We start from the raw sequence: 12,875 nt of genomic DNA on the forward strand, positions 1-12,875 counted from the left end.
GACTGCTAGCTTGCTATGGCATGAGGTGAGTGAGTTTGTTGGTGACTCGTTTTAGGCTGCAGTGGATTTTCAGCTAAAAACTCAAATAATCCCGTTTGCATGTTTACGTTCCAAAAACGCCCGGCCAAGGTCAAGTTGAGCTGGTTTTGCGTTAATTCGGCTAAGCCATTGGCACGCCATGCGTTAAACAGAGGCGTTAAATGCAGCGCCATTGAGCTTTGCAATAAGTTAAGATCTAACTGGCCGCTATCCAGACCGCGTTTGAAAATAGCATCTAAGCTAGCCGACGGATTGGGGCTCATTAACATACCCGGTACTTGAACTGGTGCATTGGCTTTCGAGTCATCAGTTATTCGCTCATTTGGAGAACTGGCTTCATCATGGGCCTGATGCCATTTTTTTAAGTCTCGGGCGTTCATACAGCCATGACCGTGAATACTGCCACCAGCTCCAGCACCGAAAGGTAAGATCTCAATGCCACTCTTAGCCAGACTATTGTATATACTGCGCTCACGGCTATCTCGGCGCCAATGGCAGCTTGATAACCGCTGCCAGTTTTGTGCTTCAAAGTGGTGAGCGCCACTGGCGTACATATTGGCGCGAGTTTGGCTGTCAGCTTGAAACTCGCTTAAGGCGGTACCGAGAATCTTACCTTTTTCACGTGCATGTTCGATACGAGTGCCGCTCAAACCGATTAGTTGATACAGATCGACGCCATGCACACCACTATCGATAACCGCTTGTAGATCTTGCTGCCAAATATCTAAAGTTTGACCTGGTAGGCCGAAAATCAAATCAATGACGATGCTAGCACTTGGGTGTTGGCTAAGTTGCTGTAAGCGGTTAAGCAAAAAATCTTTATCATCAAAGCGACCAGCTGCTTGGCGCACTTGAGTGTCAAAGCTTTGAACCCCGAATGAAAAACGGTTAAAGCCATTTGCTGTGGCGTTATGCCATTTATCATCGTCAAAGCCGTTGAGTCTGCCCTCTAATGTCACTTCTGCATTCTCTACTAGCGGAAAACGACTAATGGCTTCACCGAGTTGTTTGACTTCATCGCTACTGATGTCAGTGGGTGTGCCACCGCCAACATAGACGGTATTAAATCCACGGCTTTGCGCCAGCGGTGTATCGGCAGCGATATGCAGTTGCTCGGTAAGGTTTTTGATGTAACGACTGATCCGCTCAGGATTGGTGCCGTTTTCAAAAAAATTACAGAAGCTGCAGCGCTTACGGCAAAACGGAATATGAATATATAAAGCACGTTCAGATGCTTGGCTCGGTTGCTGCCACCATTGTTGCCACTGCTGTGGCTCAAGAAATACAGGGCGGCTGCCTCCGCGACCAGCATGGGGCGCACTTTTAACTTTAAAGGCATGCTGCAACGGATCAGGGCTAGCAATGCCTGTCATGCTTGGCGTTAAAATCATCACGGCTCTCAACATAGAAAAGTTATTTTGATAATGATAATGATAATGATAATTATTATCAATTGTAATTTTGGTGCGATAGATCAACAAATTCTTCTTTGCAATGTAAAGTTCTAAACCACTTTAGGTGTTGTTGGGCAATATTCTGGGGGGAGTTAAATAGCTAAGCTGACGGTTAGTGGGTGAGTTAGTGGAGCACGAGAGAAGTAATACTCGCTGAATGGGCAGTGTCCTTACCGCCCTTAAACAAAAGTGATGTTGTCTCATCGCTGCTTATGCAGGGTTATTGCAGTAGCGATTGACTCACTATGGCTAACAAGCCGCATTTGCATAGCAAGTTGTGATTAGCTAGCAAGCTAGGCTTAGTTAGCAAGCTGTGGCACGACTGCGGATGATAAAAGCGCGAGTGTGGTCATAGGTTAGGTTGTATAAAAAGGCATAAATAGTGATAAATACCGTCACGCCTATATCCATGATTAGCGCTTCTACTATGCCAATATTAAGAATGTAAGCCATTACTGGCACCGTAAAAAATAATAAACCGACTTCAAATAAGGTCACGTGTACAATTCGAACTTTTAACGGGCGCTTTTCTTTGTCGCCAGTGATCACTCGATCAAAGCCCCAATTGAATATGAAGTTCCAAACCATGGCAATGGTCGCAACAACTATCATCATTCCTGATAGTGATTTAACATCGAAATCGGTAAAAATAGCTAAGCCGATAATTGAAAATGTTACCGCTAGTACTTCAAACAATACAGAGTGAAAAACTCGCTCTATAATACTCATTAATTACTCCAAAAAACGCCACATGTATTTATGTCAGCCTATAAGGGCTGTAAAAGGGCGCTGATTATTACAGGAAAAATGAGTAAGCAAAGTTAACAACCATCACGATTGGTGATGGTTTGCGGCATTCAACCTTTTTAGAGTGCAAAATATGTATAGTTTTGAGCAGTTGAAAATCTTTGTCACCGTATGTGAAACCGGCTCTTTCTCAGCCGCAGCGCGTAAATTAAAGCGCGCCCAATCTGGGGTGAGTCAGGCGATTTCTAACTTAGAGATAGCGATTAATCAGGAGTTGTTTAGTCGTGACAAGAATACGCCGATATTGACCGATAATGGCAAAGCTTTGCTGCCGATAGCCTATTCAATTTTGCATCAGCAGCAATATTTTGATCAAAAAATAGAATCACTGACAAAAGCGGATGAACATCAATTGGTGATAGCAATTGACGAAAGCTTGATGAATGGCGATTTTGTAAAAATTTTGGCGCCCTTAGCCGATAAATTTCCAATTACCCATATTGAGCTGATTAGTGCTTCGACCTTTGATGTTGAGGAGTTAGTGCGCAGCGGCAAAGCGCAAGTTGGTATTGTTTATGCCGATGGTGAGTTAAAAGTTGATATGGATTTTTTTGTGCTGGGGCAAGCAAGATTTTTAACTGTAACCTCGCCTATGCATGCGCTAGCGACATTGCCGGTCGTTCATGACTCCGATCTTAAAGCGTACCGCCAGTGCGTGCATCGCAGCGCTAAACAAAAAGAGCTTTGGTTTAGTTATGGGATCAGTACGGCAATGTGGTACGCCAATACACACCAAATTTTGCTGGAATTAGTCGATAACGGCATTGGGTGGGCTGTTGTGCCTGAGCTGTTGGTAAAAGAGCGTATCAAGCAATCGAGTCTAGTGGCGCTGCCAGTTTCCCATGAATATAACGGCTGGCTTACGGCGGTAGGATGTTTAGTGTCAAGAAGCCATGGTTCTGGTCCTGTATTAGAAAGCTTGATTGCGCGGCTGCAGGAGTATTTCTTTAACCGCGCCGACTGGCAGTTGCGAAAGTAAAGCTCATCGAAACTGCTTGAAAGATAGTTGCGTAACTCTGGTTATCTTTGGTCACGGCTATTAGGGGCGTTTAGCGCTGCAAGATTAGCTCTTTCTCTGTCCATCACTGATAACTCATGCTGCTTGAGCCGCTGAAGCTCTGCTGCTGGACATGGCGTTATTGCCGCCACATAAGACAGTTTGAGTTCTGTAAAGATAGAGCTAAAAATAAGCTTTGCTCTAGGCATGTGAAACTCAGAGGTAACTAGGCAAAGCTCATTAAACCCATGCTCCATAATGATGGGTTTTGACAGTATCGCGTCTTCGAATGTGAAGCGGCTAAGAGCAATATCGGTGAAGGCTGTTTTAGGTACGCCATGTTCAAAAAGGTACGCTTGGCAATAAAGAGCGTGGGCAGTGTGAGTTTGGTTAAAGTGCTCACCAAATCCACCAGTAAGCAGCACCTTACTGTCTGGGCGTAGTTGATACTGTAAAAGTGCTGCTTGGCAGCGCGATATGGCAATATCACCAAGGCGACCTTGATTATCGTTGGGTGAACCTAATACCAGAATAACGCGACTCATAACGGCTGTATTTCCTCGTTAAATTATTTAAACGGCTTGTTGGGAAAACGCTGCGCATCATCCCAGTCTCAACCCATTACGTTATATCAGCTTTACTCTCTTTCTCTCACAAAGGTGTTTTGTACTAAGCAGTCGAGTAAGCGTTCGGCTTTAACATGCTTAAACTTAAGGGGGGCTGTAAGTTCACCAAATAGTGTTATGCCGCCACCAAGGAGCACTGGAATAGTGGTAATAATGATTTCATCGATTAAGTCTTGTTGTAAGAAGCCTTGGATCGTTTTACCACCGTCGATATAAAGGTTGTTGTAGCCTTGATCACTAAGCTGTTTAATTACTTGCGGCAATAGCCCATTAACTAAAAATACCTTGCCTTCTAACTCTGCAGGCAGCTCAGTTAAAGTGTTGCTGAGCACAAACACGGGTTTATTATAAGGCCAATCTATACCAAAACTGAGCACAATTTCTAGGGTATTACGCCCCATCACCAGCGCATCAATGCGTGTCATAAAGTCACCAAAGCCGAGATCTGAACCGTCAGGATTTGGAATGTCGTGCAACCAGTCAACATTGTTGTCTCTGTCAGCAATAAAGCCATCAAGGCTAGTGGCGATATAAACGATATTGGTCATAGCTATTCCTTACTTAAACACTGCTTTTATATTAAGTGATAAGTCTAGTAGTGGGGGCGTATAGTGACTTTATAAGCTTAGATTGAACTGATTCATATCATCTATGCAGACGATATCTTTTATACAGATCCTGTTAGCTAGCTTAAGCGAGTGTTACTTGTAAAGTCGCAAAATAAAACTTATTCTACGCCGTAGAATATCTAAAGTCTACCGAGAGTGATTTATGACTGTCAAGCAAAAGAAGCGCGGCCGCCCGGCAAGTTACGTTGAACAATTGAGCCAAGAAGCGATAATTAACAAGGCTAAAGGCTTGATGTTAAGCGATGGAAAAATGCCAAGTATTCGGGCATTAGCCAGTGCGCTATCGGTCGATGCGATGGCGATATATCATTACTTTAAAAACAAAGATGCGCTGCTTGAAGCGATTACCACATCATTAGTGAGTGAGATTTATCAGCCTGAAAAAAGTGATGATTGGCAAGATGCTTTGATGGCGTTAAGTTGCAGTTACCTTAACTTATTACAACAGTATTCAGGTTTGTTAGAAACCTTGTTATCTATGCAATCAAGCGGGCCAGCAGAGGTGTTTATTAATCGCTTTAGCGAGATATTAAAACCGCTGGATTTAGATGAAACACAGCAAACCGATATTTTATGTTTATTGGTGGATTACCTGCATGGTTTTGCGCTGGCTTATCGCTGTAATAATACAACACAGACTTTAGGTGTTGAGGCGATAAAAGGGCCGCTAACACTGATTTTTAAAGCGATAAAATAGAAGGTTGAGCAAGGTAATCACGGTAATAGTTTTTAGCAAAAGTGCCCATAAATATGAGCACTTTTTACTGGATGGCACTTTTATTGGGCACCGATAATCCTTATTGCAAAGACAGCGATGTTTTAAAATAGCAGCGGCGTTTGTTTGCCTGGCTCCATCACCACTACGGGATCATAATGCCAAACCTGTCTTACTGTTTCCGCGGTTAAGGCTTCGCTAGGTATGCCATCACTGACAATGCAACCATTTTCGAGTACCACTAATCTATCGGCGTAACGTGAGGCTTGGTTAAGGTCGTGCAGCACCACAATCACCGCATAGTTATGTTCATGAGCAAGACTGCGCGCTAAACCAAGCACTCTATGTTGCTGGGCTAGATCGAGTGCAGAGGTGGGTTCATCTAATAACAAAATGGGTGGCATCTCTGATTGAGCAAGCTGGGTTAAGACTCGAGCTAACTGTACCCGCTGTTTTTCTCCACCGGAAAGCGTAGGGTAACTGCGCTCTTTTAAGTGCGACAGTGCGACCTGCTCAAGCTGTTCAGCAACAAGCCTTTTACCTTGTTGTTGATTAAGAGACAAAGGATACAAGCCCATCTCTACTACTTCGTGTACCTTAAATGGGAAGGTGAGAGAGGCATGTTGCGGTAAAACCGCTAAGGATTTTGCCAGTTGTTGTCTGTCCCAGTGGGCGATGGATTTGCCGTAAACCTCGATGTTTCCTGCTTCAATCTCAACATCCTGACAAAGGCTTTTGAGTAATGTTGATTTACCCGCGCCATTGGGCCCAAGTAGCGCGGTAACTTGGCCTGCTTTTAGAGTGAGATTAATATCTGTGAGTACCGGCTTATGGCCGATACGCACCGATAAATGACTCACTTGTACAGTGGGCGAATTGCCCTGACTATCTTGCTCTTGTTGATTCATCATAGCTATCGCAACCTTAAACTAAGCGGTGACGCTGCTTTAAAAGCAACACGATAAAGAAGGGCGCGCCAAGCAATGCCGTGACTAAGCCGACAGGTAATTCTGATGGTGCCACTAACGAGCGCGCACCAATATCAGCTAGTGCTAATAAAGCTGCACCCAGCATGGCACTAAGTGGTAATAGCTGTTTATGGTCAGGCCCCACCATCATGCGCACTAAGTGCGGAACAACAAGCCCAATAAAGCCAATAATGCCGGTTGCCGCCACTGAAATTCCCACCCCAATGGCGCACAGTACGATTAGTCTGAGTTTTAGCTTATCGACATCCAAGCCTAAGTGGCGGGCCTCTGCTTCGCCCAGTAATAAGGCATTTAGCGCTTTGGCACTGCGATTAAACTGCCAACTCACTAAGGCGAGTGCGATTAAGCTTAAAATTACGTAATGCCACTGCGCGCCAGCAATTGAACCAAGCTGCCACAGGGTAAGATCGCGCAGCGCCATATCGTCGGCCATATAGGTGAGTAAGCCTATACCTGCGCCTGCTAATGCGGCAATGGCAACGCCTGCGAGTAGCAGTAACACAACAGAGGTGCCACTTGGGCTACTGGCAAGACGATAAACAATCAAGGTGGTTGCAAGTCCGGCAATAAAAGCACTTAGCGCGACCATGTATTCGCCGCCTTGAGGGAACAACACAATACAAATTGCAGCGCCTAATGCCGCACCTGAAGACACGCCAATAATGCCAGGATCAGCAAGTGGATTTCTAAATAAGCCTTGCATCACTGCGCCGCACTGGGCGAGTACTGCACCAACAGCAAGTGCTAATAAAGTACGCGGTAAGCGCACGTTATCGATAACCAGTTGCTCGTGAGGCGCCACGCTGCCCAGATCTAGCTGAGTGGCCCAATTGATCACGGCGCTAAAGCTCACCGAGGGGCTAATTTGTAGTGGACCTATGCTGACAGACATCAGGCTCGTTATCACCAAAGCGGCGAGTAAACTGGGCCAAAGCCAACGACGATTATCCATGGGAACTTCCTAGTGTTTATATTGCTGGTTACCGAAACTAGTAGTGCTTTACGCTAATAAAATCGCTAGCCAATTTGTCGGCAGCTTCAATCGCGCTTAAGCCTAAACCGCCTAGCAGCGCTTGAGGTTTGAGCGATTGAATATGTTTGTTCTTACCCGCAGGCGTGTGCTCAAGTAATGGCATCTGTTTCAGCAAATCATCAATTGGACTGTCAATGGTTTTATCTGAGCGATTAGAGATTAGAATCACATCAGGCTGCAGTGATAAAATGCCTTCCTGAGACACAGATTTATAGCCACTAAAACCTGCAATGTTTTTGCCGCCAGCTAGCTTAATAATGATGTCTGCTGCAGTATCATCGCCGCCAACGCGGGCTGGTCTATCTGGCTGAAGCAGTAAAAATAACACTTTAGGCGCATCGCCTTGTTTAGCAATTTGTTGCTGCTTTTGCTCTATTTGCACGAATGATTGATTAACTTGCTCTTGCAGTGTTTTCGCCTGAGCTTCGCGGTTAAGCAATTTGCCCATTTCATTAATATTGCTGAGTAATTGTGGCTGGGTATGCGCATCAGGTAGCTGGATAACATTGACTTTAGCGCCACTAAGCACATCAAGGGTTGCCTTTGGCCCCATAGCGTCGGTGCCAAGCACAAGGTTTGGCGACAAGGCTAAAATACCTTCTGCACTTAGCATGCGGTGGTAACCTAGTTTTTCAACTTTATCGAAACCTTTTGGCAGTTGGCTGGTGGAATCAACTGCGACCAGCTCATTGCCAGCATCTAAGGCGAGCACTAATTCTGTTACTCCAGCACCTGCGCTGACAACTCTCGGTGTGCTGGATGATTTGTTTTCTTCGCCATGCTCATGATCTGCGTGCGCCATTACTGATTGGCTAAATGCCAATGTCGAAAGTAGAGCAAGGCTGGCTAATAAGCGGTTGTGGCTGTTATTAAAGATTCTTTTACCAAGCATGGGTAACTCCAAATTAATCAAAACTATTTAATATAAAAATATAAATAAAATTAGTGTGTTGGTTCGATAATCGAAATCGAACGACAATACAAATAAGTACAAGGATGTTGAGGCGATTAAGGCTCCATTAAAATCTGAGTATTTGTAATGTTCTGGCGCTGCATCGCAGCTAATACCGTCATTAATGGCTGCACGGGGGCTGTTTTGTCGGCGGCAATAACCACCTTAGCTTTAGGGTTAGCTTTAAAGGCTTGAGTAAATGCTGCTTCAAAGGCATTAAAGTCACTAAAGCTTTGGCCATCAAGCGCCCAGTGCGGTTCAGTTTGCAGCACATTGATCGCTATATGTTTGTCTTGAGATAGTGCGCTGAGATTTGAGTCGGCTTCAGTGGGGACATCAACCGGCAAACTCAATAACTGGGTGTTTGCAGTTAGCAGTAAAAACACCAATACAATAAAAATGATATCGATAAGCGGGGTCAGATCTAAACCAAAGCTTTGGCTGCTTTCATCATTGCCAGCGCTGATCATGATGGTAAACCCGTCAGCGGTGTTTTATTTAGCCCGGCTGCTTTATTTAGCCCCGCAGTCTTATTTGGCTCAGCAGTTTGGGACTGACAGCTTGCTTCTTTACAGGTAGCGGCTTTTGAACATAGCTGTGCAGCAGAGTCCGTACCGATACTCAAGGCTTGATCGAAGCCGTCTAACCAGAGGTTGAGTAGGTTAAGCGCATGAGCTAACTTGCTGCAGCGTCGCTCTGCCCAGAGAGTAAATAGGTGCGCCATGGTAATAGCGGGAACGGCGATAATCAGGCCTGCTGCGGTGGTGTTCATTGCAAGGCCTAAGCCGGACGCCAGTTGTGATGGGGTGACTGGGCCGTCAGACAAACCGAGTTGGTTAAACATCTCTATGAGCCCTAATACCGTGCCCAGTAAACCAAGTAGTGGGGTGATAACACCTATGATATGTAGCACTTTTAGCCCCGAAAGTAGCTTACTTTTTTGCTTTACTAGCCAGAGTGAAACTATCTCTTCGCGCATGGCGCGCGGCTGCTCGCCATGGCTCAATAATAAGGCAGTACCTTTGGCCAGCATGCTACGGCCTTGGCTTATTTGAGTCATTAAGGCTTGTCTTTGTTCAGGGGTTGCGCTGCGAGCCTGTTGGCGTAGCTGGGTGAGCCAGCTATCGCGTTTTGGCAGTTCATAAATCATGAGTGCTAAACGCTCAATAATAATCATCAAGCCTAAGAAAGCGCAGATAAGTAACGGCCAAGTTAAGTAGCCCAGCTGTTCGATGAGTTGTTGGTATAAGGGTTGAGACATGGTGTTTCCTTGGCGATAACTTAGTTATCGCATTAACGATATAAACAAATAAATGTGTATTGCGTCTTCCCTTAAACGCGTATTTATAGCCTTACTTTCCCCGTAAGGTTTGTTGCATTAACGGCTTAATTCAGTTCGTTTAGCTAGATTTGAGCCGTGATTAATTCAATGCAAATTTCACCGGTACACGCACTGTGTAGGCATAAGCTGTTTGTGGTTTAGGCGCGGCGAATTGCCATTTTTCTACCGCACTTAGAGCAGCCTTATCGAGTAGGCGGTAGCCAGAGCTGTCAACCAATGTTAGTGATAATTGCTCACCTAATTGGTTGAACATCACCTCAATTGTTGCTGTACCTTGAAAGCCTTTTTTACGAGCTTTTTTAGGGTAGCTAGGTTGCGCTGGTGGGCTGGCAAAGGTGGGTTGGCTTAATGCTACAGCTTGTTTGCTTACACCTTGTTTTGCGTCTACTTGTGCTTGGTTGTGGGCTGTTTGCGGCTCAAGCTTTGGTTCAAGTGCTGATTGTTTTGCTTCAGCAGTAGACTTAGCTTTATGCGGTGCCGGTTTTTTCGGCTCAAGCTTAGCGACTTGTTTAGTTGGTTTGACTGTAGGCTCAACCTTTGGCTTAGGTTTGGCTTTAGGTTTAGGTTTAGTCGTAGGTTTAGTTTTAGCCTCTGTTTTTGCTTTGGCTATTTTTTTTGGCTGCAGCTTGGGTTCAATTTGGGTTTCTGCTGGCGAAATTTCAGGCTCAATGACTTTGGGCGCTTGGCTTGCTTGCATGGCTATCGATAGGCTAACAGCTTGATTAGACCCCATGGCAGAACCAGAACTGAGCTGCAGTTCTGGTTGGCTATTTTGTGAGGCAAGTACACCGCCTTGGATTAAAACCGTTAAGCAACCAAAAGCAAAATAACGTTTAGGTGTCATGGTGAAAACTCTTAGCCAATTAGTCTATAAATATTATTAATTAGTGCCGACTAAAGTAACTTGTTTGAAATGATGTAAGTTCAATTTGATAATCAGCCACTCGCTTTACAAAACTGACAAATGGAGCTGTTATTTACATAATTTACAAATAGTTATAAATACTAGTCGCGATAGTGTCTAAACAAGATATATTATATTGAATGAGATCGCAAATGATAATGATTTTCATTTGATCTATTTTTTTATCTCAGGTAAAGTGCCGAAAATAACAAAACGGCAGTCTTAAATTCTTAATCCTAACTAAGAGGATTCAAGATAAGACGCTATCAATACTTACCTTGAGGATTGAACCAATGATCAAGAAGCCTGTTGTAATCGCAATTGCGATGGCTCTTAGCTCTAGCGCTTATGCAGCGCAAACTCAGCAAGCCAATAAGCAACAAGTCACCGAATTTGACGAAGTGCTTGTTACTGCAACTCGCGTCAGCGAAAAAGCGTCAGAAACTAGCCGTAGCGTAGCGGTTGTGAGTGAAGAGCAATTGCAAGAGTCGCAACCAGCATCGGTTGCACAGGCATTGAAAAACGAAGCCAATATCAACGTGAGCAATGGCCCACGCGCTTCATCTCAAGGGGTTGAAATTCGTGGCCTAGGCGGTCAGCGAGTATTACAAACGATTGATGGCGCTCGTCAAAACACTAATTCTGGGCATCGCGGAACCTACTTTATGGACCCTGAGCTTTTAAGCTCGGTCGAAGTGGTTCGCGGGCCTGCAAGTAGCCTATGGGGCAGCGGTGCGATTGGTGGTGTGGTTGCGCAAAACACTAAATCAGCCTCTGACTTTTTAGATGAAGAAGACACTTTTGGTGGTTATCTAAAGCAAGGTTATGAGTCAAATGGCGATCGCATTAAAACCAGTGGTGCTATCTACGGTTTAACTGAAACGCAGTCGGCAGGCAAAGTAGACTGGTTGCTTAATGGTAGCTACTACGACAGTAATAATATCAAAATTGGTAACGATCAAACGCTAGAAAATAGCTCGTCAGACGGTACCAGCGGTTTGGCTAAGTTTGGCTGGGAACCTACAGATGATCAGCGCTTGCAGTTATCTGCGCGTTTTTCAAATATTGACGAGCTGGTACCAAGCAACCCTTCTACTAATGTAGGTAGCTCGGTGCCTTTGGTTAAGCGTAAAACTGAAGATCAAAATGTGACTTTAGATTACAGCTTAAATCCTACCGATAATGCGCTGCTAGATTTAAACGCGACCTTGTACTGGAATGGTACCAACTACGATGAAGACCGCGTCACTAAAAATCAGTTTGATAGCACTGAATTTGAAACCTTAGGTTTTAGCTTAAGCAACGCCTCTACGTTTGGTAATACCGTGCTGACATACGGTGTGGATGGTTATCAAGACTCGATTAAAACAGTCCGTGACGATAGCGGCCAATCAGGTCAGCGTCCAGATGATATTGATGGCAACAGCACTGTTTGGGGCGCTTATACTCGCGCTGATATCGAACTCTCTGACAGCTGGTCAGTTGACGCCGCAGTACGTTATGACGCGTTTGAAAATGAAAGTAACAACTTGAATCAGTCATCAGACGATAACGCCTTCTCGCCTTCAGTCGGGCTAGTATGGAAAACCACTGATTGGTTAACCTTAAGTGCTCGTTACGATCAAGCATTCCGTGCTCCAAGTATGGAAGAGATGTACTCAACAGGTACCCATTACTGCATTCCACCTATCCCAGGCTTCTTACCAAATGGATTATGTAACACCTTTGAAATCAATCCAGACTTGAAAGCAGAGCAAGCGGAAAACAAAGAAATTAAAGCCGATTTACGTTTTGCCAATCTTGCGGGTAATGACGAATTAGCAATTACCCTAAACGTATTTAGAAACGATGTTGATGACTTTATCGAGCAATCTGTTTCTGATCCGCTAATGGGGATCCCAGGCTTTGAGCAAACCACCTCTTGGAACAACGTTGATGAAGCTAAGCTAACCGGTTTTGAATTCAGTACTCGTTACCGTTACGAGCAAACTCGAGTGAGCTTTAACTACGGTCAAACCGAAGGTAAAGACAAAACGACTGATGAATACCTATCTAACATTCCAGCCAAGAAGCTATCGATTGATCTGTCACAAGGGATCATGGAAGGCGATATGAAGATAGGGACCCGCTTTAGTTATGTGGCAGAGCAAGACGAGTTACCAGTAGACAACCTTAATCAATATGACTCATACAAACTTTGGGATGTTTACGTGGCGTGGGAGCCAGCCATGGGTACATTTGAAGGTCTAAGAGTCGATTTCGCAGTAGAAAACATCGGTGATGAGGAATATCGCCAAGCGTGGCAAACCTTGTATGAGCAAGGCAGGAATTTCAAATTGTCAGCGCGCTATAGCTTCTAAGTAAGCTAATTGAGAACGAGGTCGGCTC

The 12,875-nt window shown here is 44.7% G+C and carries 13 protein-coding genes; 3 read left to right on the forward strand and 10 right to left on the reverse strand.

Annotated features, from left to right (window positions below; genetic code table 11):
- Positions 1-5: 5 nt before the first annotated feature.
- Both hutW and L2747_RS10255 read right to left on the reverse strand, forming a co-directional pair.
- Positions 6-1,430, reverse strand: a complete 1,425-nt coding sequence (gene hutW / locus L2747_RS10250; protein WP_248998936.1) for a heme anaerobic degradation radical SAM methyltransferase ChuW/HutW — start codon at positions 1,428-1,430, stop codon at positions 6-8.
- 366 nt (positions 1,431-1,796) lie between these two features.
- On the reverse strand, positions 1,797-2,222 hold the full coding sequence (locus L2747_RS10255; RefSeq protein WP_248998937.1) for a PACE efflux transporter: 426 nt from the start codon (positions 2,220-2,222) through the stop codon (positions 1,797-1,799).
- Between the two features lie 151 nt (positions 2,223-2,373).
- Between L2747_RS10255 and L2747_RS10260 the strand changes: the two genes are divergently transcribed.
- A complete protein-coding gene (locus L2747_RS10260; RefSeq protein WP_248998938.1) occupies positions 2,374-3,279 on the forward strand; it encodes a LysR family transcriptional regulator in 906 nt (301 codons plus the stop codon).
- A gap of 41 nt (positions 3,280-3,320) precedes the next feature.
- Here L2747_RS10260 and L2747_RS10265 read toward each other — a convergent pair whose 3' ends face one another.
- Together L2747_RS10265 and L2747_RS10270 are read right to left on the reverse strand one after the other, a co-directional pair.
- A complete protein-coding gene (locus L2747_RS10265) occupies positions 3,321-3,842 on the reverse strand; it encodes a YdcF family protein (RefSeq protein WP_248998939.1) in 522 nt (173 codons plus the stop codon).
- Positions 3,843-3,934: 92 nt separating this feature from the next.
- On the reverse strand, positions 3,935-4,471 hold the full coding sequence (locus tag L2747_RS10270; protein WP_248998940.1) for a dihydrofolate reductase family protein: 537 nt from the start codon (positions 4,469-4,471) through the stop codon (positions 3,935-3,937).
- A gap of 223 nt (positions 4,472-4,694) precedes the next feature.
- On the opposite strand from L2747_RS10270, the gene L2747_RS10275 reads away from it, so the two are divergent.
- Entirely contained in the window at positions 4,695-5,249 is a 555-nt protein-coding gene (locus L2747_RS10275) for a TetR/AcrR family transcriptional regulator (protein WP_248998941.1), read from the forward strand.
- A gap of 122 nt (positions 5,250-5,371) precedes the next feature.
- On the opposite strand, the gene L2747_RS10280 is transcribed toward L2747_RS10275, so the two are convergent.
- The 6 genes from L2747_RS10280 to L2747_RS10305 all read right to left on the reverse strand — a co-directional run bounded on the left by L2747_RS10280 (position 5,372) and on the right by L2747_RS10305 (position 10,427).
- Positions 5,372-6,178 carry a heme ABC transporter ATP-binding protein gene (locus L2747_RS10280; RefSeq protein WP_248998942.1) on the reverse strand — a complete coding sequence of 269 codons (807 nt, stop codon included), beginning with the start codon at positions 6,176-6,178 and terminating at the stop codon, positions 5,372-5,374.
- A gap of 13 nt (positions 6,179-6,191) precedes the next feature.
- Positions 6,192-7,208 (reverse strand): FecCD family ABC transporter permease, encoded by a 1,017-nt coding sequence (locus tag L2747_RS10285; protein ID WP_248998943.1) that lies wholly within the window; start codon positions 7,206-7,208, stop codon positions 6,192-6,194.
- A 37-nt stretch (positions 7,209-7,245) separates the two neighbouring features.
- Positions 7,246-8,181 carry a heme/hemin ABC transporter substrate-binding protein gene (locus L2747_RS10290; protein WP_248998944.1) on the reverse strand — a complete coding sequence of 312 codons (936 nt, stop codon included), beginning with the start codon at positions 8,179-8,181 and terminating at the stop codon, positions 7,246-7,248.
- A 116-nt stretch (positions 8,182-8,297) separates the two neighbouring features.
- Positions 8,298-8,711: an ExbD/TolR family protein gene (locus L2747_RS10295; protein WP_248998945.1), complete on the reverse strand. Its 414-nt coding sequence runs from the start codon at positions 8,709-8,711 to the stop codon at positions 8,298-8,300.
- Complete coding sequence (locus L2747_RS10300) at positions 8,708-9,502, reverse strand: MotA/TolQ/ExbB proton channel family protein (RefSeq protein WP_248998946.1); 795 nt, start codon at positions 9,500-9,502, stop codon at positions 8,708-8,710. The genes L2747_RS10295 and L2747_RS10300 overlap by 4 nt, the downstream gene beginning before the upstream one ends.
- 160 nt (positions 9,503-9,662) lie before the next feature.
- The gene (locus L2747_RS10305) at positions 9,663-10,427 is read right to left on the reverse strand and encodes an energy transducer TonB (protein WP_248998947.1); all 765 of its coding nucleotides are present in this window, start codon (positions 10,425-10,427) and stop codon (positions 9,663-9,665) included.
- Positions 10,428-10,813: 386 nt separating this feature from the next.
- Between L2747_RS10305 and L2747_RS10310 the strand changes: the two genes are divergently transcribed.
- Complete coding sequence (locus L2747_RS10310) at positions 10,814-12,847, forward strand: TonB-dependent hemoglobin/transferrin/lactoferrin family receptor (RefSeq protein WP_428848514.1); 2,034 nt, start codon at positions 10,814-10,816, stop codon at positions 12,845-12,847.
- Positions 12,848-12,875 lie beyond the last annotated feature (28 nt).

Origin of the sequence: Shewanella marinintestina, from assembly GCF_023283845.1 — a bacterium.
Taxonomy (GTDB): Bacteria; Pseudomonadota; Gammaproteobacteria; order Enterobacterales; family Shewanellaceae; genus Shewanella; species Shewanella marinintestina.

What these genes read in the sequence shown, in the direction of transcription:
- hutW (WP_248998936.1), bottom strand. Translation starts at nt 1,430, where the DNA reads ATGATTTTAACGCCAAGCATGACAGGCATTGCTAGCCCTGATCCGTTG.
- L2747_RS10255 (WP_248998937.1), bottom strand. Translation starts at nt 2,222, where the DNA reads ATGAGTATTATAGAGCGAGTTTTTCACTCTGTATTGTTTGAAGTACTA.
- L2747_RS10260 (WP_248998938.1), top strand. Translation starts at nt 2,374, where the DNA reads ATGTATAGTTTTGAGCAGTTGAAAATCTTTGTCACCGTATGTGAAACC.
- L2747_RS10265 (WP_248998939.1), bottom strand. Translation starts at nt 3,842, where the DNA reads ATGAGTCGCGTTATTCTGGTATTAGGTTCACCCAACGATAATCAAGGT.
- L2747_RS10270 (WP_248998940.1), bottom strand. Translation starts at nt 4,471, where the DNA reads ATGACCAATATCGTTTATATCGCCACTAGCCTTGATGGCTTTATTGCT.
- L2747_RS10275 (WP_248998941.1), top strand. Translation starts at nt 4,695, where the DNA reads ATGACTGTCAAGCAAAAGAAGCGCGGCCGCCCGGCAAGTTACGTTGAA.
- L2747_RS10280 (WP_248998942.1), bottom strand. Translation starts at nt 6,178, where the DNA reads ATGATGAATCAACAAGAGCAAGATAGTCAGGGCAATTCGCCCACTGTA.
- L2747_RS10285 (WP_248998943.1), bottom strand. Translation starts at nt 7,208, where the DNA reads ATGGATAATCGTCGTTGGCTTTGGCCCAGTTTACTCGCCGCTTTGGTG.
- L2747_RS10290 (WP_248998944.1), bottom strand. Translation starts at nt 8,181, where the DNA reads ATGCTTGGTAAAAGAATCTTTAATAACAGCCACAACCGCTTATTAGCC.
- L2747_RS10295 (WP_248998945.1), bottom strand. Translation starts at nt 8,711, where the DNA reads ATGATCAGCGCTGGCAATGATGAAAGCAGCCAAAGCTTTGGTTTAGAT.
- L2747_RS10300 (WP_248998946.1), bottom strand. Translation starts at nt 9,502, where the DNA reads ATGTCTCAACCCTTATACCAACAACTCATCGAACAGCTGGGCTACTTA.
- L2747_RS10305 (WP_248998947.1), bottom strand. Translation starts at nt 10,427, where the DNA reads ATGACACCTAAACGTTATTTTGCTTTTGGTTGCTTAACGGTTTTAATC.
- L2747_RS10310 (WP_428848514.1), top strand. Translation starts at nt 10,814, where the DNA reads ATGGCTCTTAGCTCTAGCGCTTATGCAGCGCAAACTCAGCAAGCCAAT.